Genomic DNA, 23740 nt, shown 5'->3' on the forward strand with positions numbered 1-23740 from the left:
AAAATGTGTGGAAACCTATTTCTGGATATAGCGGTATCTTGAATAGTGTTATTTTTTAATAAAACTATTGGTTAACGCTTATTAACAGAAATGTTATTAATGATTGAAAAGCAAAATCAGTTTTTATTTAAAAATTATTTTCTCTGGTTTTAATTAATCAATTTTGTGATGTTTGTTCCTTTGTTAATGAATATTTAAATTGCTTTTATTTATGAAGCTAAATAAGCATTCGCAGGTAATCGCGCAAAAAACCACGTTAGAATTAATAAATCTGCGCTGCCTCCGGGGCTTAAATTCTTTTCAATACACTGCAAGTCAAATTGTTGAACTTTGCTTAAATCCTGTTCGTCTTGAATTCCTTGCTGCAACAAGCTAGTTGCTTGCTGTTTTACCCACTGAAGCCCCGTCATGCCTCCGCGATTGGCGATGTTGGTATCGTCATTGAGACTCATCAGCAAAATTAGCGTATCGAGTAAGGCGATATCGGCTTGTTTACCATCAGCCAGCTGTTTCAAGTAGTGGGGCAGTGCATGGGCAATCACCAATTGATAACCTTGTTCTGCTTCCCCTCTGGCGCCGGTGAATCCATACTCTTGGAATAAACGTTGTCCTGCTGTTGGGTGTTCTGCGGGCTGTTGCAGCTCAGCGGTTAATCCTTGGCACATGCCAGAAACGACTTGGCTAATTGCGCTGGGCGTAACTCGTTGCTGTAACCCGAATAAACGCCCCACCGCAGTGAGCACTAAACCTAATGAAAAAATTGAGCCTTTGTGGGTGTTTACGCCTTGAGTGGCACGAAACATCGCTTTTTCACAATCGATACCGATACCGCGAATTTGGCGAAGTAGCTGGTGAATCGGTAATTGATAATGTTCATAACCTGCATGCAAAAATAGCGGAAAGAATTTTGCAATCGCATTGGCACTTAAATGAAAATCGGTCAGAGCCATATCTTTATGGGCGCCAGTGTTGCATTTATCCACTAAACCCGGTTTAGGGGTTAAATTCACTTCCGCAAGCATCGCTTGCCAAGCCAATTGGCTGTAGTGATTCACCACGTCATCATTTAACGTACGTTCTTGGCTAATTTTTTGCTGGAGCATAGGCTAACTCCTCGATACGGCGCAAAATCTCTTCAAGGGAATGGCTGCGTTGGCGCGCGCACACCTTGGCTTCATTGTCACAAATCAAGCAGCGTCTAGTCGGTAAATTGAATTGGCTGCGAGAATATAAAACGCCATTTGCATCAAAAACATCAAAGTCCCAAAGTCGGCCGACGGGGGATAATTCTTCCGCTTCCATTAAGGCTTTTTTGACCTCAAGGGCATCGGCATTGACGGCGACTAAACATTCCGGTCCGGTAACGAAAGGGAATGATTGTTGTGATAAAAGTACCCACTGCCTGCATGAAGCAACTTGCTTAAGCGCATTTAAGCCTTGATTAAAAATGTCTCTGACCAGTTGATTGTCTTTAACCGGTCCCGGAAAAACGACAGTAAATGAAATCAAGGTTACCTGATGGAGACCAATCCACTCTTGCTGACGAGCCTGACGGGCATCACGGCTCGCCAGCAAGTCAGGTAAGGAAATGTCAAATTGCTCTTGGGTATCAGGCAGTGGGTAAAACATGTTCTACTCCTTCACTTGATGGACAACATCAATTACAGAACCGTCACGATAACGCACCACCGCCACCACTTTATCGGTAAATTCGATAGGATTTGGGGTACCTGTTAATAATTGGGCGCGTTCACGTAACCATTGAATAGAAACGGTTTTGACGCCTTGGCTTTCCAGTTGTTGCTTCAGCTCCGGGCGTGCTGGGTTAACAGCAATACCATGGTCAGTCACCAAAATATCGACGCTAGAACCCGGTGTAACGCAAGTCAGTACATCGTCCACCAACGTTGGGATACGACCGCGTACTAACGGCGCGACGATGATAGACAGTTTTGCCGCCACCGCCGTGTCACTATGCCCACCGGATGCGCCACGAATAACCCCATCGGAGCCGGTTAACACGTTGACATTAAAGCGAGTATCAATCTCTAAGGCACTGAGCACCACCACATCGAGCATATCCACCGAGGCGCCTTTAGAATCAAAGCAAGCATATTGGTTGGCACTGATTTCAATGTGATTTGGATTACGTGCGAGCGATTCTGCCGCTGCACGGTCAAAGCTTTGCACATCGAGTAACTTCTTAATTAAGCCTTTTTCATGAAGGTCTACGATGGTGGAGGTGATCCCACCTAACGCGAAGCCTGCATGAATATGATGACGGCGCATTTTATCCTCGAGGAAGCGAGTGACTGCCAGTGACGCCCCGCCAGTACCGGTTTGCAGTGAAAATCCTTCTTTGAAGAAGCCTGATTTTTCAATCACATCAGCGGCGGTACGTGCGATCAATAACTCACGCGGGTTGGAGGTCATGCGAGTGGCATCGGCACCAATTTTGTCGGCATCCCCCACACGTTTGACTTTGACAATGTAGTCCACTTCATCTTGCTTAATGCTCGATGGGTTATGTGGGTAAGGCAGAAATTCTTCGGTCAACATGACCACTTTTTTGGCATTTTCTGCGTCGATTTTGGCATAACCGAGTGAACCGCAGCTCGCATTACCCGTGTATCCGTTCGCATTGCCGTATTCGTCGCAAGACGGAACGCCGATAAATGCCACGTCGATTTTTAATTCGCCGCTATGAACAAGGTTGGCACGTCCACCATGGGAGTGAACTTGTACGGGTTCCGCTAATTCGCCGCGAGAAATCGCTTCGGCTAATGGACCACGTAAGCCAGAGGTGTAAATCTTAGTGACGACGCCATGGCGAATATGTTCAACCAGTGGCGAGTGGCAAGCGCTGAGTGAACTGGATGCCAAGGTGAGGTTGCGAAAGCCCATTTCGGCAATCACTTGCATCACCATATTGATGGTTAAGTCACCGCCACGGAAAGCGTGGTGGAAAGAGATGGTCATGCCATCTTTTAATCCTGAACGGCGGATAGCCACTTGCAGGTCATCACACAGTTTGCGGTTGCGTGGTTTTTGTACTTGCTGCTGAACTTTACCGATATCTTTGAATTCACGCAGTAATGCATCGTCTTTAGGTGCTAAGTAGGCTGATACGCGAGCCTGACGCAATGTATTGGTTGTCATAATATTCTGCCTCACTCTTCCCGAATGCCTGATAATGCCGCGCGTGATAACACTAAGCGGGCTCTTTCAATTACAGGGCTGTCTACCATTTTACCGTTGAGGGAAACGACGCCTTTGCCTTCTCGCTCTGCGGCATCAGCGGCATCTACCACACGCTGCGCATGGTCGACTTCTTTTTGGGTTGGGGCATACAAGTTATGCAGTAACTCAATTTGTCGTGGGTTAATTAATGATTTGCCATCAAAACCAAGCTGCTTAATGAGTGCGGCTTCTTTGAGGAAGCCTTCTTCATTGTTGGCGTCAGAGTAGACGGTATCAAAGGCTTGAATACCGGCAGAACGCGCAGCTTGTAAAATGGCGCACCGAGCATAGAGGAGTTCAATGCCTTCTGGAGACCGCTCGGTGCGCAAATTGCGGACATAGTCCTCGGCACCTAATGCGATGCCTATTAATCTTGGAGATGCGTGAGCAATATTTACGACTTGGGTGATCCCCATCGGGGATTCGATAGCCGCAAGTAACCCGGTGCTACCTTCTTCGCGCCCACAGCTTTTTTCAATGCGTAGAATTTCGTTTTCAATATCAATAATATCTTGTGCGGTATCGGTTTTCGGTAAGCGCACAATGTCGGCACCACCGCGAACGACGGCTTCGAGGTCAGCAACCCCATAAGCAGAATCGAGGGCGTTAACGCGCACGATGGTTTCAATATCTTGATATAACGGGTGTTGCAGTGTGTGATACACCAAACGACGCGCCGTGTCTTTTTCTCGAATGGTGACGGAGTCTTCGAGGTCAAACATCAGGGCATCGGCTTTATAAATAAAGGAGTTACTGAGCATCGCGGCGTTGGAGCCTGGGACGAACAGCATACTTCTGCGAGTGCGGCTTTTTCTTTCCGGTGTCATTATTTATCCTCCCATGGCAGAGCATCGAGATCACAGGCGCGAGCCAGTAAGGCTTCGAGGCGAGCGCGTAGAACGCACTCCAATGCACCTTTGTCATCCACCACAATTTCAGCGCCTTGAATATCGTATTTTTCAATCATTTCAAGCACGATGGCATTGATGGCATCACCAAATTGTTTTTCAACACTGCTGGTGATCTGCAATGAGACCTCGAGAGTGTCTTCAAGAGGCTCGATTCGTACCATGACATCACTGGATTCGAGTGTGCCGGCAACCGCTGCGTGTAGTATCTTCATATTTCACCTATAACTAATTCAAGCTTGTAGTGCGGGAGTAGGCGACGGAGTCTGCGCTGCTAGCATCTCTTGTAAATAGTGATACGTAGCAGGGGGCACAATCGGCTTGATCGCCGCAAGATCTTTTTTAGCGAGCAGTTTTCGAACTTGCGAGGCGGAAACCGCCGTGCCGTCGATCACTGTCCGCGGGAATTCGACCAGTTCAATGGGTGGGAATGGCATTTCATCGGTTTCCAGCCAGTAGCGCATGTCTTGGTTATATTGGTTAGTGACTTGGCAAAATGGCTCTGAGCCGACGAAACGATGGGTGATTCCCAGCGCCGGAGCAATATATTGGCGAAAAATCTTAATATCGATTTCTGTATAACAGTTGTTGGCTACAGTAATGTCTTTAATAAAATAACAAGGGAATGTAGCCCGTGAAATAATGTATTCCGAACCTTTATGAATAGTGAGGTTATTAATTCCTTTTGTGCCTTCTTCAATTAATTTCAGGCGAACTTTATACGGAAAACGGGAAGTATCTTCTTTGACGACAAATAAATGTAGCCAATCACAATTTTTTGATGCTTGCTCAATTAAGTAACGATGCCCCAATGTGAATGGGTTGGCATTCATCACGATAGCACCAATTTTTTTCCCCGCTTTATATTGAGCTTTTAAACTTTTAATATAGCGATTTAAATAGCAGCAGCTATTTTCCATTAAAACCATCACATTGGGTACAGTGGCTATAGTATGAAATCCGCACTGATGAAATAGCTCTTCATTTTGGTATTTGGTATAGATAAATAGGTGCGTGGTATTATTTTCATAAGCGAGGTTCACCAATTCAGTCGCTAATTTTAAGGCTAAACCTTCACCACGAACTTCATCGCTAATAGCAACGCATTTAATGACATTCTTCGCGAGACCACCACAGGCAATTAACTTTTCGTTACGTGTGATCGTAATAAAGACGTCAACGCTGGCATCAATGTCTAAATCATTCTCTTTTAAAAACTGAGTGATATCATTGAGTTTTCTGTTCTCATGACGTTTTACTTGGTTAAACGTTATGTTGTCGAACATAATGGTATCCTGCATCTCATTTAGAGATGTATTAAAAATGTTGCTAATGTTAAAGTTAATTAAATAAATATTTTTGGCTTGCCTTTAATTACCTAAGTTCTCAATTTTTATTTAATTATCCTTTTCAATATTCATATTAAATACACTGCATATAATATATTTGACCTATTTCATATTTCTAAAATGAGTTTGTATTTGTTTAATGGTTTTAATGTTTTTAATTACGAGTTATGAACTTTACTCAGTGGTTTTAATGTGTTTAATTAATATTATGTGCATTACTAAGCGGACTAAGTTATCTTTTATCTTCATTATTGGTATTTTTGCGTGTAACAATAATTTTACTTTTTAGCGAGTTATAGAGAGACGAGATGAAAACAGAGTTTTCACAGATCCCATTTAAAAAAGGGAATATTTTTTCATTCTCTGGAAGAGTCTTTCTTCTATTGTTACTGGCATCAGTGCTATTGACGTTTGGATTAGGCAAATATTTTACGGATACCACAGAAAACCGCATGATGGCGAACATTCGCGTACTTGCCATGAGCCAAGCCAAAATGATCGCTTCATTGGATGGCATCGTCAGTACTGTAAAAGATAAAGATATTCCTAAGCTAAAAATTATTGCCGATAAGCTCAATCAAGATTCCAGTTATGACTATGTCGTTATTGGCGATGAACATTCCGTTCGTTTATATCATCCGAATAGTGAAAAGATTGGCTACCCAATGCAATGGAATAAACCGGGGGCGCTAGAAAATGGTGAAAGCTATTTTATTAAAGGCGAAGGCTCCATGGGGAATGCGGTACGTGCAAAAACGCCTATCTTTGATGAGAACGGCAAAGTCATTGGCGTTGTTTCCATTGGTTATCTCACCACCAAAATAGATACCTCATTAGCGGAGGTATTTGTGCAAACATCAGCAACATTTTTAGGGGTGTTGGTGATTTTGCTATTTCTCTCTTGGGCATTCGCCCGATTAATTCAGCGGCAAATGCTCGGCATGGAACCTGAAGAAATAACCCAATTAGTGTTGGTGCAAAAAGGGATTTTTGATGCGGTGTTTGAAGGCATTATTGCCGTCGACCGTTATGGAAAAATTATTAATATCAACCATAACGCCAGAAAAATGTTAGCGCTGAGTGAGTCGGCAAAACAGTTAATCGGTAAACCGATTTCTGAGTATGTTTCTCCCGCAGGCTTTTTCACGAAAGAAATCGCGAAAAACCATCATGACATAGTTTGCGAATTCAATGGGTTGAATGTGATAGCTAGCCGAGTTGCTATTATGGATGGTGAGTTGCTGGCGGGAGCGGTGATCAGCTTCCGTAGCCAAAATGATATTGAATCCTTAAATGCGCAGCTTTCTCAAGTTCGCCAATATGTGGATAATTTGCGTACATTGCGCCACGAACACTTAAATTGGATCTCCACGTTAAGTGGTTTGCTGCAAATGAAAGAGTATGACCAAGCCTTAGCGTTAATTAAGGGGGAGTCGGAATCTCGGCAACAATTAATTGACTCACTGCGCGAACAATTTGCAGATAAACAAGTGGCCGGGTTGTTATTTGGTAAATATCACCGTGCGCGAGAATTGGGGTTACAGCTTATTTTTGTGCCGGGTTGCCAACTCCGTGAATTACCTAACTCATTAAATAGCACGGAACTCTGTGCTGTATTAGGAAATTTATTAGATAATGCCTTCGAAGCCAGCTTAAAGAACGAAGCGGGTAATAAACAGATAGAATTGTATATCTCAGATGAAAATGATGAGATTGTGATTGAAGTTGCTGATCAAGGATGTGGTTTTCCTCTTGAGCTGCAAGATAAATGGTTTGAACGCGGAACAACAACAAAAACGGATGCTGTCGATGGGCATGGGATAGGACTATTTTTGGTGGCTTCCTATGTTAATCGATGTAATGGGGCGGTGATCATTGAAGATAATCAACCGTATGGTACTGTATTCTCTATTTTTATACCGAAAGTGAAGACGCAAAATGGCTAAGATAAAAATCCTCATTGTCGAAGATGAACTGCTCCTTGCGGAGATGCACGCGGAGTACATTAAAGCTTATCCTGCTTGTGACAAAGTCTGGCTTGCGGGCAATCTTGCAGAAGCAAGAAAAATGATTGAGTACATGAAGCCGGACTTGATTTTGTTGGATAACTATTTACCTGACGGGAAAGGGATTGATTTAGTTCATGAACTGCTTCAGGAACGCAATAGTGCAGATATTGTGTTCACCACCGCCGCCAGTGATATGGAGACAGTCTCTGAGGCGATTCGCCTCGGTGTGTTTGATTATTTGGTTAAGCCGATAGCCTATGAGCGTTTAGGGCAAACGTTAGATCGCTATATTCAGCGTAAAGCGGTTTTGCAGGGCGCCAATAAAACCAATCAAAGCCAGATTGATGACATGTTTAATACCTATGCCCGCGGTGAGAGTAAAGAAGAGTTACCGACGGGGATTGATGCGATTACGCTTGATAAGGTGCTCGCGTTATTTGCAGTACCCGATGCGGAATATACGGCAGAGACAATTGCAGAAACCATAAAATTAAGTCGCACCACCGCTCGCCGTTATTTAGAGTATTGCTTAGCTCAACGTAAGATTGAAGCGGAAATTGAGTACGGCAAAGTCGGGCGCCCACAAAGGATATATCGGGGTAGTTGTTAGTTGCTGTAGGTAGACGATTGAAGTCTGCGTGAAGATGTTTGCGCCAATTTCCCCAAAAGGTTGTTATGAACGTACTGATCCTTGGCGCTCGAGCGCCGGCCTGTCTTGAATGGGCGCGAGCGTTTAATGAGGCAGGATGGACTGTCAGCGTCGGTGATTCGCTCAGTCAGCCGCTGAGCCGCTTTAGTTGCTCTGTGCAAAATTATGTCCGCTTACCTGAACCTCGACAGGATCCGACTGCTTGGATTGAAGCCCTTGCGACAGCGATTGAAAATCAACATATCGACCTGCTGCTACCCACTTGCGAAGAAGTGTTTTACTTGTCTTATGGCCTTGAACGGTTGCAGCCGTTGTGTCGGGTGTTAACCAGTGAATTTTCATTGTTGCATCGTCTGCATCATAAAGGGAATTTTGCAGCCATGACGAATGGCTGGCCTGTCGCTGCCCCTGAAACCCATCTACTGACCGATAGCCAAGCATTACTTGCATTTATGGATGATGCTGCAAGCTGGGTATTCAAACCCGCATATTCGCGATTTGCCTCACAAACCATGATCCGCCCGTCAGCCCAAAAGCTAAACAACGTGCACCCCACTCAGACCGAGCCTTGGGTAGCACAGCGATTTATCGAGGGGCAGGAGTTTTGCAGTTTTAGTGTCTTGGTTGATGGTGATCTACGTGCTCACAGCTGTTATCAGCCACGTTATCGAGTCGGTCGGGGATCAGGGATCTATTTCCAACCCAGTACACCGGAACCCGTACGCCAATTTCTTGAACATTTTGGGCGCGAGACGGGGTATAACGGGCAAGTAGGGTTCGATTTTATTCAAGACAAAAACGGTCAGTTCCATGTATTAGAGTGCAACCCGAGGGCGACCAGCGGTGTGCATCTGTTTGATAATCAGCGACAGTTATTAGTAAATAGCTTGAGTCATCCATCAGAACAGATTCTTGAACCGACATTAGAACCTCGAATGATCGCACTGGCGATGTTGTTATTTGCCGCACCACGACGCGCCTTGAGCCCGACGTTCTGGCGTGATTATGCTGCCGCCCGCGATGTTATCGTGCAAAAAGGTGACTGGTGGCCGTTGATAACACAAGTCGGAAGTCTCACGGAAATCGTTGCTCGGGCGGTATCTCGGCGCTGTGGATTATTAACGGCGTCTACAGCAGATATCGAATGGAACGGCCAGCCGCTAGACGAGCGTGCCCCATGAAATTATTGTGCGAAGATCAAATTGTTAGTGAGAGCTCCAGCCCGAATGACAGCTTGGCTCGGCGTTATGTGCGCGCTTGTGCCAGTGAGTCTTTGATAGGCAATGTGAGCACGAAAATGGCGTTGCTCGATACGGGAACGCAGCAATTTCCGGTCAGTATCACGGACGGCAACGAACCCGACGACAACTGCTATGTGGTGTCTCCTCAAACAGCCTACAGTGGTTACGCCCGTGAAGAAATCAAGCGCCTCGGTCGGCCCTATCTGACTTGGCCGTTGAAGTTACTGACTCAAGCCGTTGAGTGTCTACTGAATGCGGGAAAGATCAACAAATTGGTGCAGGTAAACAACTGGCTGCTATCGACCAATCTTTATCCTAATGATTGGGATGTCACTGAATTGCCAGCTATCACGACATTGCTGAAGCAAAACTTTCCTGAGCATGGAATTGGTTTTCGTTCACTCAATGATTTTAGTAACCGCGAATTACGACAATGTTTGCAAAATCTAGGCTATTTGAGCGTTCCTAGTCGACAAGTTTATCTTTTCGATGGCAGATCTGGGGAGCAAGCGCCGTTTCTCAAGCACCATAATACTCGGCTGGATGCCACTTTATTGCGACGAAGCCCGTATACCGTTGTATCCGGTAGCGAATTGAATGATGACGATTTCAAGAGAATAGAATATCTGTATAACCTGCTTTATTTAGATAAATATTGTACGTTGAATCCCCATTATAGTGCGCAATGGATGCAGCAGGGGCAGCGTGAGGGTTGGCTTGAAATCCGCGCTTTGCGCACGGTGGATGGACGTATTGATGGCGCGTTAGGCTGGTTCACGTCTTCTACTATGATCAGTGCACCTATAGTTGGTTACGATACCGCATTGCCTCAACGGTTTGGGCTGTATCGACAATTGACCCGTCTGTGCCTGCAAGAAGCGGCTGAGCGTCGTCAGGTGCTGAATTTTAGCTCTGGCGCGGCTGAATTCAAACGCTTACGAGGTGGTAAACCGCAGATCGAATACAGCTTGGTCTACATCGCCCATTTATCTTGGGGACGACGCCTTGTCTGGAAGGTGCTGAGTTTTCTGTTACATGGTATTGGTGTGCCGATGATGAGGAAGCTAAAACTGTGAAGCCGTTTGAACATCAATAGTGGCCTGTGGCTATCAGTGACAAGTTGCGAAACCAACCCGTGGCGTGCCAGTTGCATGATATTCCGCTGGTGCTGTTTCGCGACAGTGACGGGCATGCTGCTGCGCTGCCAGACCGTTGTCCGCACCGTTTTGCGCCATTGAGCGCGGGAAAAGTGTGTGATGGGCAGATTGAATGTCCTTATCATGGCTGGCGGTTTTCCGCCGACGGGCGATGTACCCGAGTGCCCGGTACCGACCTTGCGGCGGGAAGTAAGCCGCTGCTCGAGAGTTTTCCTTGTTGCGAAGCTCATGGGCTAGTTTGGGTTAACCTAAGCACAGAGCGCCCGCTGCTCCCCCCAGTTGCACCTTCTGAGAGCTCACAGATAGTCGATACATTTTGGATCACGGATGACGTGCAGTGCTCGCTGCAAGATGCGGCAGAGAATTTTCTTGATGGTTTTCACACCCATTTTGTTCACTCTGGCTGGATCCGTCATGACCGGCAACGGCAACAAATTAGCGCCCGAGTTCACTCACTGGCAGATGGCGTCGAAGCCGTGTATAGCGAAGAGGGCAAACAGTCAGGATTTATTTCACGATTGTTTGAGCGTGAGCGTGGAATCAGTATGGGGCGCTTTCGTCTGCCGTGTTTGGCGGAAATTGAGTACCGCGACCGCCGTGACGAGCTCAATCTGCTGGTTAGCGCTTGGCTAGTCCCTTGTGGAAATGACCAGTTACGCCTGTTTGCACGGATTGCCACTCGACGCGGAAAGCTTCCGGCAGTCATCAAACGTTATGTATTAAGCAAGTTATTCCGCGTGATCCTCCGTCAAGACCGTCAAATATTGGAGAAAGTCAGTGCCAATAAATTGCGTTTTCAAGGAACCTTACCGACACCGTTGGATGGTGAGCAAGATTTACTAGGTCCTAGTATTCGCCAATTACTTGCAGATGGTGAGCCGCTGATGTTTGAGGAGAGGGAGTTCTGTTTTCGGCTTTGAGTCGCTGCGAGGAATATTGCAATACGCTTTCCAGACATATTTGGAGCCTATAAAAAGGCTCTTTTTATAGGTCAGTGCCATCAATCTCTCTTTCCATCTTTTTTCTCAAGTATAAGCCTTCAATTGCATTACTCGGCACTAATGTCATTAAATGGTGTTGACGAGAGTCAACAAACTGCATATTGTTAATGCATGCAAAGCAAATCCGTAGAATGGTTGACCGCTGTACCCCGAAGAAATCTAAGGGTTGATTCGGTTTTTTAAGGCAAGGCGGGTAACCGCCTTTTTGATGAGGAGAGCAGAATGGAACTCTACAATTTCACATTGACGTTATCAGGCGTTCAAATGGAGACGGAGGGTCTTGCCGATGCTCTGTATTCTAACGGTTGTGATGATGCACTAATTTGCTACTACGGTAGCTCAGTCTATATAGAATTTGACAGAGAAGCTGAAAGCTTAGATTTGGCAATCAAATCAGCGATTAATGACATTGAAACTGCTGGTATTGGGGCTATCGTTGAGTCGGTGGACTCGGCTCTAGTTGGTTTGAGTGATATTGCCCAACTTTCCGGTTTAACTCGTCAAGCCATTGCTTTACTTAAGGACGGCTCACGAGGTAAAGGCGATTTCCCTTGTCCTATCCAACGTATTAGTGGCCAGTCACCACTTTGGGATTGGTCAGAAGTTGCTAAATGGTTGAATGATAGCGGTCGCCTCGACAGTAAAGGCGTTCAGGCTCGAGAGCAGTTGGTGAGTAACGCACACACATTGAGCAAGTGGAATCTTGCGTTAAGAATGCGGTCATTTGGAAATATTAAAGAAGTAGAATCCATCGCATATTCACTTATTTCATAATATTTGATCTTTGAGGGCTTTACGATGACCACTTTTTATCAACTGACAGCAACAAGCCTTGGCGGGCAGCGTATTTCTATGGCGGACTACGCGGGTAAGGTGGTTCTCGTCGTGAATACCGCCAGTCATTGTGGCTTTACACCGCAATATGAAGGTCTTGAAGCACTCTACAAAAAATATGCAGATCAGGATTTGGTACTGCTGGGTTTCCCTTGCAATCAATTCGGGAAACAGGAACCTGGAGGTGCTGAGGAAATCGGGCAAACCTGCTACATTAATTACGGTGTAAGCTTTCCGATGTTCGAGAAAATAGACGTCAATGGAAGCGCCGCACACCCAGTATTTCGTTATCTAAAAAGTGAGTTACCTGGGCTGCTAGGTGGGCGAGTTATGTGGAATTTCACTAAATTTTTGATCGGACGCGATGGTAAGCCAATTAAGCGCTTTGCTCCGTTCACAACCCCAGAAAAAATGGAAACTGCGATTGTTGCGGCACTGGAAATTTAAGCGCTTTAGTATTTGCAGATTAAATACGAAATATACAGTGAAGAAGAACACTGAAAATATCGATTAAACTAAATAACGTATATATAGGGGAACTTTAGTATCTGTGGCTAGATAATTGACATCTACAGGAATGTATTTTCTCTGTGTCGGATTAATATAGTTTTGCTCGGTAGGCTTGTGATAGTAGCATATACTGTAAAATTGGGATTAATAATATTGTTGATATAAATTATACATATGTTTAAATTTGAAGTTTATTGACTATATTATTAACACGAATTCATATAAACAGCATGTGAGTATCTTTGGTAAAAATTACTGTTCAGGTAATAAGGCCACTAGATTAGGAAAATTCATAATGAGCAAGTTTGATAAAGTTGATTTGGCATATGACTTTTTAGTTTCGAGAGAAAAAAACCAAGAGTCTTTTACGGTAGAGGAGCTGGCTGAAGCTACTGGATGGAAAGCTCAAACATGTAAAACCTACCCAACCAAAACATGGAGTAAATTTATATCTAGAGATGGTAATCAATATACTACTCAAGGAATAAAATATATTAGTAAGGAAGATTTTCGGCATGTAAATACTCAAAAATATAAGGACTCAACATCTCAATCAGAAAGAAGTATTAGTTTACGAAAAGCTAGAGAATTTGCGTTACTTGCAGTTGCAACATATAACAACCCTTTTACTGACTTCAAGACATTCGGTTTTATCGTAAATATTATTATTGCATATACATCTCTTTTTCATGCCATTTTTGCCAAAAATGGCACACCGTATACTTATCTTGATGATGATGGAAATCCTAAATTAGTAGATGGACAAGAAAAAGCATGGGAGTTAAAAGCTTGTTGCCAAGAATATTGGCCTGGTATTGAGTCTGCAGAAAAAGCAAATCTACTATTTCTTATTGGGCTAAGAAATATAATTGAGCATCGAGGTCTTCCTGCAATTGATTTATTAACATTTGGTGAGTGTCAGGCTGCAATTAATAATTTCGAAAATATTCTAACTGAAGAATTTGGAGAGGATAATGTGTTGATGATTAATTTGGCGCTTGCTATGCAACTGACAAGAGCCACTCAACAAGCACAGATTGATGCCATAAAACAATTTCAAACAGAAAATTTTAATGTAGTTAAAAAATTCATGGATGATTATAAAAATGAGCTATCTGATGATGTAGTTCAAAGTCAACAGTATAGATTAAGAGCATTACTAGTACCTTTAGTTGGAAAAAATGCTAAACAGTCAGATTTAGCAGTTGAATTTATAAATGTTAATAATTTAAGTGAGGATGAAGTAGAAAAATATGAGTCTGGCATAGCATTCATAAAGAATGTAGAAAATCAATTCAAATTAAAGCCTAAAAAAGTTGTTTCACTGGTTGAAAAAAAAGAAAAGAGTTTCAATATGGCAACTCATACCAAATTTTGGAAGTATTATGAAGCTAGGCCGATTCAAATCGACAAAAAGTTTAAAGGAAAATATTGTGGTTATATAGAGGGTTTCGATGGCTATCTATATTGCCAGGAATGGGTACGATTTATTTTATCTATCTATAAAGATACAGAGGAACTAAAAAAAGTTCTCGCTTCCTAATCAATAAGTAGTTTTTTAGGGGGTAAAAATCCCTAATAATGCTGGCAAAGTACTTACTAGTTTAAGCGCTATCATGATGTAAATGGTAGCGTTTTAATATTTTTTGTATACGTACCTTGATGTGTGATGATGATTTATTTTAAATAAAACAATGGGGTAAATTGGTTTGTTATTATCATTAAATATGGAGATCAAAGTATTTAATTTTAAATTAGATATGACATGTTTACCTTATCAATGCTAACCATCAAGTTAACTTCTGTTCTATCAACAAACAAAAAACGCACTTAACAGTATTATTCCATGCAGATATTCTGAGGCTATTTCCCTTTCCCCAAATTCTGTAACTCATTTTCCATAATCATCACTTTCTTCTGGGCGCGTTCATCGCCTTGCTTCGCGGCGAGTCGATACCAATATAAGGCTTTCGCATCATCTTGCGGTACGCCCATTCCATACTGATAACACGCTCCGCTGGCATACTGAGCATCACGGCTGCGCTGGTTGGCGGCCTTGATAAACCACTGGCAGGCTTTCGCTTGGTCGGCGGTGATGCCATCACCTCGAGCGTAAATTAACGCTAAATTAAACTGGGCGGAAACTTCCCCTTGCTGAGCGGCGAGGGTGAGCCACTTAATAGCGGAAGCGGTATCGCGTTTGGTGCCTTGCCCTGCTAAGTAGAGCATACCTAAGCTATTTTGTGCGGGAGAGAAGCCTAACTCCGCAGAGCGCGTAAAATACTGAAACGCAGCGGGGTAATTGATTTTGTCATACATCCCCGTTGCGGCTTGATAACCTAATAAATAGAGCGCTTGTGGCTGATTTTTTTCAGCTAGAGCGAGGTAGATTTGATTGGCTTTTTGAGGGTCTTTATCTCCGACGACACCTGTTTCATACCAATAAGCTAAAGTTAGCTGCGCTGCGGGTAACTGCTGTGCTGCGGCTTTTTCTAGCCAACTTAATGCTTGTTGTGGATTTTTTTCCAACAAGTTTGGAATGCCTTCTAGAGTATATTCCGCCATATTCATTTGGCCGATAGGGTCGCCTGCGTTGGCTGCCGCTTCCATCCAATGCAACATCTCTTTGGGGTTTTTACCGACGCCAGCTCCTTGCTGGTACATCAACGCGAGGTTGATTTGTGCTTTGGTAAAATGTTGGCTGGCGGAAAGCTTATACCAGTACACCGCTTTATCGAGCTGGCCGTGAGATTGATAAAACATGGCTAAATTGAACTGTGCTTCCGCTTGCCCGCTATCCGCTAATTGAATTAACGTTTTTTCATCCACGATTGAAGAGGGGGAAACAGGAGCCGCCGTTTTTGCTTGACTCAAATTAATGAATAATGAGCAAAGGATGATGAAGGGGAGAGTAAACTGTTTCACTGAGCTTCCTTGGGATGAATTTTAACCATTTATTCCTAATGGGTAGGTTAACGGGTTGCAGCCAGCGACGCAATTGCCATTCTTGCTATTCTTAAAATTATTTTTACACATTAAATGATGATAAATCATGATGTTATAAAAAAGATTAAAAATAATGAAAAAAAAGATGAACCTTTTGAGGCTATCAAGGGTCTTAATTACATATATATCACTGTTTGCTTGTGTAAACATTCATATATTTACCCTCAACATTCATTTCTTTACATGAAGTAATGCAATAATGCATCTATATCGTGTAGTTTGAATTAGTAGTACGATCCTTAATAGAATGCATTATGCCCAGTTTTAGTCGCTGGGCTTTTTTTTGCATAAAATACGACTCTTCCTACAAATACCGCTTTATTTTTATCTCACACCGCTACTTTGTTCGATAAATAAACACATAGTAGTGACATCAATAAATAATCACCTATCTAAATTCATTTTCTATTCAGTTTTTATTACCACCAAGACGAAATATCCGCAGGGTGCTGCGTGGTATGTTTGTGGTGTGTATAAGGTATTACTCTGCGAGTAAAGTGATTAAAGATAGAACAATATGCTTAACATATAGTGAACAAGTGATTATTTAATGGGCGATAATAATTTCATGATTTTGTAAAAAATTGAAGTTAATCACGATATGAATCTATAAGCATGGTAATTAATGCTAGCTAAATTATTAGTTTTGGTGCATAAATAGCATATATTGCTTAATTGATTATTCTGTTTGGATTGGCATATATTCGCCGTAATGCTGAATAAATAATCAAATATGCTTTAACTCATTGAATTTTATGTTCGCGATTCATAAACAATATTTACACACAGTTTTGTTTGTTTTGAGGTCAGGGATTGATACTCCTCCTACCAAAAGTGAATCTTCTAAAGCTTGAATTCTTGAGACCATAACAATGCGAGGGTGCAGACAGCGCCCCGTGGTTTTTTTGCATACGTACAGGTTGTATTAGAGGTAACTTGTGTCCACAACAAATAACAAAGAGGAAGTCAGTCTTAACGCGTTTAAGCAACCTCGTTCATTCTATCTCATCTTTTCTATTGAACTCTGGGAACGTTTTGGTTACTACGGTCTTCAGGGGATCCTCCCAATCTATCTCAGCCAAGTGCTTGGCATGTCGGAAGCGGAATCTATTACGCTGTTCGCAGCATTCTCTGCACTGGTTTATGGCTTCGTTGCCATTGGTGGTTGGCTAGGGGATAAAGTTTTAGGGACTAAGCGTGCGATTGTTCTTGGAACGGTAGTACTGATTGTCGGTTATGCCTTCGTTGCCTACTCTGGGCATGATGTGTCGATGGTTTATCTCGGCCTAGCTACCATTGCGGTAGGTAACGGTCTGTTTAAAGCGAACCCATCATCATTATTATCCACCTGTTATGACAAAAATGACCCACGTTTGGACGGTGCATTCACCATGTACTATATGTCCGTTAACATTGGTTCATTCTTCTCAATGCTGGCAACGCCATGGTTAGCAAAACATTACGGCTGGGATGTTGCATTCTCCCTCAGCGTAGTGGGTCTGATCATCACCTTAATTAACTTCTATATGTGCAAAAAATGGGTCGCAGACCACGGTTCAAAACCGGACTTTGCACCTGTTGTTATCTCCAAATTACTGATGACTATCGTCGGTGTGGTTGCCCTGATTGCGATTTCAAACTGGTTACTGCACAACTTAGGCATTGCGCGTGCGGCACTGGCGGTAATTTCTCTAGGTATTTTAGTTATCTTTATCAAAGAGATGATGGCGCTCAAAGGTATTGCTCGTCGCCGTATGGCAGTCGCGTTGATCCTGATGCTCGAAGCGATTGTTTTCTTCGTACTCTATAGCCAAATGCCAACCTCACTGAACTTCTTCGCACTGCATAACGTGGAGCATGAAGTTTTCGGTTTTGCGATTGAACCTGCTCAGTACCAAGCCTTAAACCCATTATGGATCATGATTGGTAGCCCAATTTTGGCGGCAATTTATAACAAAATGGGCGATAACTTACCGATGCCACATAAATTCGCTATCGGGATGTTACTGTGTTCTGCGGCGTTCTTAGTGCTGCCATTAGGCGCAAAATTCGCGAACGAAGCGGGTATTGTTTCTGTTCAATGGTTAGTTATCTGCTACGGTTTCCAAAGTATCGGTGAGCTGATGATTTCAGGTCTGGGTCTGGCGATGGTGGCACAGTTAGTTCCACAACGTCTGATGGGCTTTATCATGGGCGCATGGTTCTTAACTAACTCTGCTGCGGCATTTATCGCGGGTTATGTTGCTTCTATGGCGGCTGCACCTCAAGGCGAAATCACCAGTAAAGTTGAATCACTGGCTGTCTACAGCGATGTATTTATGAAGATTGGTCTGGTAACGGGTGCGATTGCTATTGTGATGGTATTCACCGCGCCGTTATTAAACCGTATGACGCAAGAACAGCATTAATTTGTTCTGTCAGTGATAAAATTGAAAAGGGCGATAGAAATATCGCCCTTTTTTAATGCATGATTATTCAAAGCCTATGTTATTTAAAATACCGATTGCTAATTAATTTCATCGAACGGTTATTGCCGTTGACTAAAATGGTGCTCGCGCTGCGGCTATGCAGATCATTCGAGATACCATTCATCAGGACCGTTGGCGTGATAGCCGTCGCCGAGAAAATCACATCGGACGTATTCACCATCATATCCAATGTTAAAATTTCTCCAATTTCGATGCCCATTTGTTGGCAACGAATCGCTTCTTGCGCCGCTAACAGTTTATTTTGTTCGGTATCTTCTTTGGCTTTATTACGTGGAACAAGACGTGCTTGCATGTCGCCACCTAATGCACGGGCAATGGCTGCACTAATGATGCCTTCTGGTGCACCACCGATACCATACATCATATCAATAGGGTGCTCTGGTAAGATTGTTAGCAGTGATGCAAGAACATCGCCGTCAGGAATGGTGATGACGTTGGCGCCAAAGTTACGGATGGTTTTAATAATGTGCTGGTGGCGAGGTTTATCGAGAATGGCAATGTTAAGCATGGAAATTGGCTTATCCAATGCCGCAGAGAGAAACTCGAGGTTTTTTTCTAATGGATTTTTTAGGTGAACGGCATCCTTTGCTGCTGCACCGACGACCATTTTTTCCATATACATATCGGGGGCTTGCAGCAATGTTCCTGTTGGTGCGGCCGCTAAAACGGCAATGGCATTGTGCTCATTACATGCCACCATCCGGGTGCCATCAATGGGGTCGACCGCGATATCTAAATGATGTTCGCTAGATTGCTTGCCGACTTGCTCACCAATATACAGCATTGGCGCTTCGTCAATTTCCCCTTCGCCAATTACGATTTTTCCATGAAAATCAATTTCATTGAGTCGATTTCGCATGGCTTCAACCGCAGCGTTATCCGCCGCATTTTTATCTTGTTTCCCTACCCATTCAAACGCGGCAATGGCGGCAACTTCCGTCACTGATGCGATAGCAGACGCGAGTTCATCGCTAATTTTCATTTTGGTGTGATCCCTAGGACTAAAAAATTATCGCGCCTATGATACGTTTTTTGTGATCAACTTGGTAATTTTTTGGCGAATAAAACGGCGTTTTATTGAGGTTAAAGCGGAAAGTTAAGGAATGGAAAGGGCGGAGCGAACTCCGCCATTTGACATATCAAAGACGCATTACAGCATTTCGACGATGGTGATCCCGCCAATAATTGAAATCAATGCCGCAATGGTACTGAGTAATACGGTTCCCGCAGAGGTTTCAGTATAGGCTTTATTACTGATAGCTAACGCAGGTACAGCCGTTGCCGTCGGTAATACACCGATAATAAATGCCGCTTTTAATAAATCACTTTGTAACCCTAATGCGAGGCCAGTTCCAAGAATAAGCGCCGCCTGTACAAAGTTTTTCACAAAAACGTTAAAGATAATTTCTTTATTGATTGTGAGTTTAATACCGGAAAGTAATAAACCGAGGAAGAAGAGGGCCACACCACCTGCCGTTTTCCCGAGTTCATTGACTGAGTTTTGTAGGATTTCAGGTAATTTTACGCCACAAATTGCCAGAATTGCCCCTAAAACAGGCAGGAAAACTAATGGCTGAATGACGGCTTTACCAACAGACTTCAGAATACCATTGCCATTTGCTGATCCGCTGATCATTAATAAGGTAAATGGAATGATGATGACGGTATAAATTAAGTTACCGAGAACCATGGCAATTAAACCGGATGAACCGACAGTTGCCAGTAAAACGGGTGGCCCACAGTACGCCATATCTGGGAATGAAACAGACAATGCTTGCATCGCAGCATCGGTTTTATTGTGACGGAAAAATACTTTACCGACCACAAAACCAATGACATAGGATGCAATTAACCCGACTGCTAGTGCTATCAAGTAATCCACATTCAGTAAAACTGAAGGAGGGGCTTGAACGGCAGCAAGGAATAATGCAAATGGTAAGGCGATTTTGACAACAAAGTCGGCAAACGCTTGCGAATATTCCCGTTTCACGAAGCCATATTTACCCGATAACCACCCTACGGCAAGACCGAGTACGATGGGACTTAGGGCTTCAAGTATTATGTGTAATAACATAGGTATTCCTTTGCGTTATTTAGGACAATACATATTTTTTAAATATATCGATAAAAGACAGTCGTTATTTGTTAAATAACTTATTGGTGAATTTGTCTATAAATTAATAACATAATCACACGAAAATACACCTATTATCTGCATATTTTCCCTAATAAATAAAAAGTATCAAAAATGGATTATTGAAATTAATAAGTTATTAATAAAGTAATAGAGGATTGAGTGGTGAGAAAAATAATTATTTGAAAATGTGTTTTTCTGGTCTGAAAAATATTAAAAATGTACTATCATTTTATGATAGTTAAATAATAAGATGATAGAATAGATTAATTCGTGAATACTCTTAAAAAGAGTTATTTTGTAACAGTTTGTTACCCACTGTTGGCAATTTAGTTATTCGTCTCTAAACTAGGACGATTATTGAATAATGTCGATTGATACTGTGTATTCTAAGATCCTGTTAACTAATCTTGGGTTACTGGCATTGGATTAAAGAAGGAAACCTATTTGTGGATACATGGATACTCCTAGGGCTCATTTTAATTGCGTTTGTGATAGTTGCCCCTGTGCTAGCTATCATTGCGATTAATCGCACTGGTCGAATGCAATACCAAATTAACCAGTTAAACCAAAAGGTTGCCTCGTTAGAAGCCGAAATAGCTCGTGATAACGGCCTTCAGCCTGTTCACGCTATTGATATGGATGAAGAAAATCCAGTATCCCATCAAGGTGATATCCAACATAATAAGTATCAAGTGGATGCACTTGAAATTGCAATCCAAGATACTCAACGCCAAGATCCTCAACACCAAGCACCTCAAATTATGCCGCAGCCGGTGGCAGTGTCCAGTGACAAACAAGTTAATGCAGTTAACCCAAATCGTTTTGATAAGCCAAAGCCAAGTCAGGCGACATCATCTCAGAATAAAACAGAAGATAAATCCATTTTTGCCCATTTCTTCACGTGGCTAGTGACAGGTAATCCGCTGGCGAAGATAGGAATTTTATTATTATTTTTAGGTGTTGCCTATTTACTGAATTACAGCGTACAAAATGAGATTATTTCACCTGAGCTAAGGCTTGTCTTCAGTGCGGCGGGTTGTTTAGTTTTACTAGGTACAGGTTGGTGGTTACGCACGAAGAAAGCGTTATTTGGTCTGATATTACAAGGCGGCGCTATTGGCTGCTTATACATTACCGTTTTTGCCGCTTTCAAGTTATACACCATGATCCCCTATGGATTTGCATTTGCGGCGATGCTAATAATCTGTTGTGCAAGTATTGGGTTGGCATTATTACAGCGTACGATTAGCTTAGCAATTTTAGCGTCGTTAGGGGGTTATTTAGCGCCAATATTACTGTCCACTGGGGGCGGTAGCCATATTGTTTTATTCTCCTATTACTTAATGTTGTCGATAGGGATTTTAGTTATCAGCTTCTGGCAAGCATGGCGCCCGTTAAATTTAGTCGGCATGTTTATGACTTATGGCGTGGCAATACTATGGGGAATGGACAATTATCATTATGATTATTATCTATCATGCCAGCTATTTATTATTGCTAATTTGATTGTATTCAACGCATTAACTCAGTTATTCGCTTTACGCTTCGAACATAATAAACAGCTCGTTGTTGATAATACGCTATTATTTTTCCCTCCATTAATGAGTATCGCCTTGCAATTTGCTATTTCGGATGGCATCGGATTATTGCCAGCATTTATTTCTCTGCTTATCGGTTTACTGTATCTCATTGCCAGTTTACAGCTTCATAAACGCTTTAATGCTGCGGGCAAGAATATGGCTCTAGGTAATATCATTATTGGGGCTAGCTTCGTAACCTTGGCCGTACCGCTTGCCTTGTCATTTGGATGGACGACGATTGTTTGGTCATTACAAGGTTTCGCTATGCTGTGGTTTGCCCTCAATCAAGGGCATAAAAAATTAGCGTTGCTGTCGTCATTGCTTATTGCTGTTAGCGCTTTAATGATATTAAGTGACTATCCATATTATTATTGGAGCGATAATGTTATTTACATGCTACCGAGCCTGATAGCCGCTTGTTTCTGTGCTGGCGGGTTATTTCATGTGCGCCAGAAAGACGCGAGCTATTTTACCGCGCTCAGTTATGCATTTTTGCTCCTTGGGTTATTAGTTTGGTTCGCCTGGGTGCCCGAGTTTACTGACATGCTGTCATGGAACAGTGAAACGGAAAGCTTAATTATTTTGGCTGTGGTGCTGATCTCAGCATGGTGCTGGCGTCTTGGTGGTCAAAAAATCAATTGGATACCATTAGTTTTATGCCAGTTTTCATTATGGGCAGTGGCTTACTATTACTTAACATTAGATTTTATTTATGCAGAAAATCCGATGGGGCGTGGTGAGGGTTCACTGATTTGGCCTGTTATCTTGGGCAGTTCAGTTCTGTATGTGATGCACGCTTATCGTACCCAAAACTTGTATATTCGACGTGGAATGCACGTTGCCAACCTATGGTTAATTATTGGGTTTGGTGCGACGCAAGTTAACTGGTTTGTGGCTAACCTTCCGTGGGGAATGCACGAACTGGGTTACTTTATCTACATTATGTCGATAACCTTAGTGGTATTAATTCTCTACTGGTTGCAACATAACAAATTTGTACCAATGCGCCGTAAAGGCTTGTTGTATTGGTATAGTCTATTACCACTTATGGCAGTGCTGGTGGTGCTTTCATATTGGTCAAACTTTGAAGATGGCAAACTCACGTTTTGGAGTTACGTCCCATTAGTTAACCCGCTAGATGAAGCGGGATTATTTAGCATTGCAGCGTTGTTATTGATGCGCAAAGGTTTTATCGAGAAACTAAGAAAAATAACGCCTATTGAAATTGGGGTAGTGAAAGGTTTAATGGTGGTGATCATTGGATTAGCTATCTTCTGGTATAACGGCATCATTCTTCGTGCGACAGCTGATTTCGCGAATATTCCTTGGAATGAGAATATCTTATTTGATTCGCGTCTCGTTCAAACGGTGCTTTCCATTAGCTGGGCGATAGCCGCGCTATTCTGCATGGTGATTGCAGCCGTGAAGAAAAGTCGAGCATGGTGGGTTGGTGGTGCAGCGATTTTTGCTTGCGTGATCGCAAAACTATTTCTTATTGATGTGTATGGGCAGGATGGCATTTCCCGTGCGGTCTCTTTTATTGCCGTGGCGGTGTTGATCTTGGTTGTGGGTTATTTTTCCCCATTACCACCAAAGCATAAAACGGACATTGAGGTACAGGATAAATAGT

General features: G+C 42.9%; 19 protein-coding genes. 10 read left to right on the forward strand and 9 right to left on the reverse strand.

Features of this window, described 5'->3' with window-relative positions; all coding sequences use genetic code 11:
- Positions 1-209: 209 nt before the first annotated feature.
- Genes citG through citC form a run of 6 tightly spaced genes read right to left on the reverse strand, consistent with a single transcriptional unit; the run spans position 210 to position 5434 of the window.
- On the reverse strand, positions 210-1103 hold the full coding sequence (gene citG, locus H0913_RS07790; protein WP_181478431.1) for a triphosphoribosyl-dephospho-CoA synthase CitG: 894 nt from the start codon (positions 1101-1103) through the stop codon (positions 210-212).
- Positions 1084-1629: a citrate lyase holo-[acyl-carrier protein] synthase gene (gene citX / locus H0913_RS07795; protein WP_181478433.1), complete on the reverse strand. Its 546-nt coding sequence runs from the start codon at positions 1627-1629 to the stop codon at positions 1084-1086. The genes citG and citX overlap by 20 nt, the downstream gene beginning before the upstream one ends.
- Before the next feature lie 3 nt (positions 1630-1632).
- Complete coding sequence (citF, locus tag H0913_RS07800) at positions 1633-3159, reverse strand: citrate lyase subunit alpha (protein ID WP_181478435.1); 1527 nt, start codon at positions 3157-3159, stop codon at positions 1633-1635.
- Between the two features lie 11 nt (positions 3160-3170).
- Positions 3171-4067, reverse strand: coding sequence for a citrate (pro-3S)-lyase subunit beta (citE, locus tag H0913_RS07805; RefSeq protein ID WP_154604124.1), 897 nt, complete (start codon positions 4065-4067; stop codon positions 3171-3173).
- Positions 4067-4363, reverse strand: coding sequence for a citrate lyase acyl carrier protein (gene citD, locus H0913_RS18875; protein ID WP_036951301.1), 297 nt, complete (start codon positions 4361-4363; stop codon positions 4067-4069). Before citD ends, citE begins: the two co-directional genes overlap by 1 nt.
- An 18-nt stretch (positions 4364-4381) precedes the next feature.
- Positions 4382-5434: a [citrate (pro-3S)-lyase] ligase gene (citC, locus tag H0913_RS07815; protein ID WP_181478437.1), complete on the reverse strand. Its 1053-nt coding sequence runs from the start codon at positions 5432-5434 to the stop codon at positions 4382-4384.
- A gap of 371 nt (positions 5435-5805) precedes the next feature.
- Here citC and dpiB point away from each other — a divergent pair, with 371 nt between their 5' ends.
- The 8 genes from dpiB to H0913_RS07855 all read left to right on the forward strand — a co-directional run bounded on the left by dpiB (position 5806) and on the right by H0913_RS07855 (position 14441).
- On the forward strand, positions 5806-7443 hold the full coding sequence (gene dpiB, locus H0913_RS07820) for a sensor histidine kinase DpiB (protein WP_181478439.1): 1638 nt from the start codon (positions 5806-5808) through the stop codon (positions 7441-7443).
- Positions 7436-8116 (forward strand): two-component response regulator DpiA, encoded by a 681-nt coding sequence (gene dpiA, locus H0913_RS07825; protein ID WP_181478441.1) that lies wholly within the window; start codon positions 7436-7438, stop codon positions 8114-8116. Before dpiB ends, dpiA begins: the two co-directional genes overlap by 8 nt.
- Before the next feature lie 65 nt (positions 8117-8181).
- Positions 8182-9336: an ATP-grasp domain-containing protein gene (locus H0913_RS07830; protein ID WP_181478443.1), complete on the forward strand. Its 1155-nt coding sequence runs from the start codon at positions 8182-8184 to the stop codon at positions 9334-9336.
- Positions 9333-10472, forward strand: coding sequence for a GNAT family N-acetyltransferase (locus tag H0913_RS07835; protein ID WP_181478445.1), 1140 nt, complete (start codon positions 9333-9335; stop codon positions 10470-10472). Before H0913_RS07830 ends, H0913_RS07835 begins: the two co-directional genes overlap by 4 nt.
- Before the next feature lie 26 nt (positions 10473-10498).
- Positions 10499-11473, forward strand: coding sequence for a Rieske 2Fe-2S domain-containing protein (locus H0913_RS07840; RefSeq protein ID WP_181478447.1), 975 nt, complete (start codon positions 10499-10501; stop codon positions 11471-11473).
- Positions 11474-11776: 303 nt separating this feature from the next.
- The gene (locus tag H0913_RS07845; protein ID WP_154639178.1) at positions 11777-12328 is read left to right on the forward strand and encodes a helix-turn-helix transcriptional regulator; all 552 of its coding nucleotides are present in this window, start codon (positions 11777-11779) and stop codon (positions 12326-12328) included.
- Positions 12329-12352: 24 nt separating this feature from the next.
- Positions 12353-12835 (forward strand): glutathione peroxidase, encoded by a 483-nt coding sequence (locus H0913_RS07850; protein WP_181478449.1) that lies wholly within the window; start codon positions 12353-12355, stop codon positions 12833-12835.
- A 358-nt stretch (positions 12836-13193) separates the two neighbouring features.
- Positions 13194-14441, forward strand: coding sequence for a DUF3644 domain-containing protein (locus H0913_RS07855; RefSeq protein WP_181478451.1), 1248 nt, complete (start codon positions 13194-13196; stop codon positions 14439-14441).
- Positions 14442-14761: 320 nt separating this feature from the next.
- Here H0913_RS07855 and H0913_RS07860 read toward each other — a convergent pair whose 3' ends face one another.
- Entirely contained in the window at positions 14762-15823 is a 1062-nt protein-coding gene (locus H0913_RS07860; protein WP_181478453.1) for a tetratricopeptide repeat protein, read from the reverse strand.
- 1019 nt (positions 15824-16842) lie between these two features.
- On the opposite strand from H0913_RS07860, the gene dtpA reads away from it, so the two are divergent.
- Complete coding sequence (gene dtpA / locus H0913_RS07865) at positions 16843-18312, forward strand: dipeptide/tripeptide permease DtpA (protein WP_036951277.1); 1470 nt, start codon at positions 16843-16845, stop codon at positions 18310-18312.
- 79 nt (positions 18313-18391) lie between these two features.
- On the opposite strand, the gene glpX is transcribed toward dtpA, so the two are convergent.
- Together glpX and H0913_RS07875 are read right to left on the reverse strand one after the other, a co-directional pair.
- Positions 18392-19369: a class II fructose-bisphosphatase gene (gene glpX / locus H0913_RS07870; RefSeq protein WP_181478713.1), complete on the reverse strand. Its 978-nt coding sequence runs from the start codon at positions 19367-19369 to the stop codon at positions 18392-18394.
- Between the two features lie 174 nt (positions 19370-19543).
- Positions 19544-20467: an AEC family transporter gene (locus H0913_RS07875; protein ID WP_036951272.1), complete on the reverse strand. Its 924-nt coding sequence runs from the start codon at positions 20465-20467 to the stop codon at positions 19544-19546.
- A 509-nt stretch (positions 20468-20976) separates the two neighbouring features.
- Here H0913_RS07875 and H0913_RS07880 point away from each other — a divergent pair.
- Entirely contained in the window at positions 20977-23739 is a 2763-nt protein-coding gene (locus H0913_RS07880; RefSeq protein ID WP_181478455.1) for a DUF2339 domain-containing protein, read from the forward strand.
- Position 23740 lies beyond the last annotated feature (1 nt).

The organism is Providencia rettgeri, assembly GCF_013702265.1.
Taxonomy (GTDB): domain Bacteria; phylum Pseudomonadota; class Gammaproteobacteria; order Enterobacterales; family Enterobacteriaceae; genus Providencia; species Providencia zhijiangensis.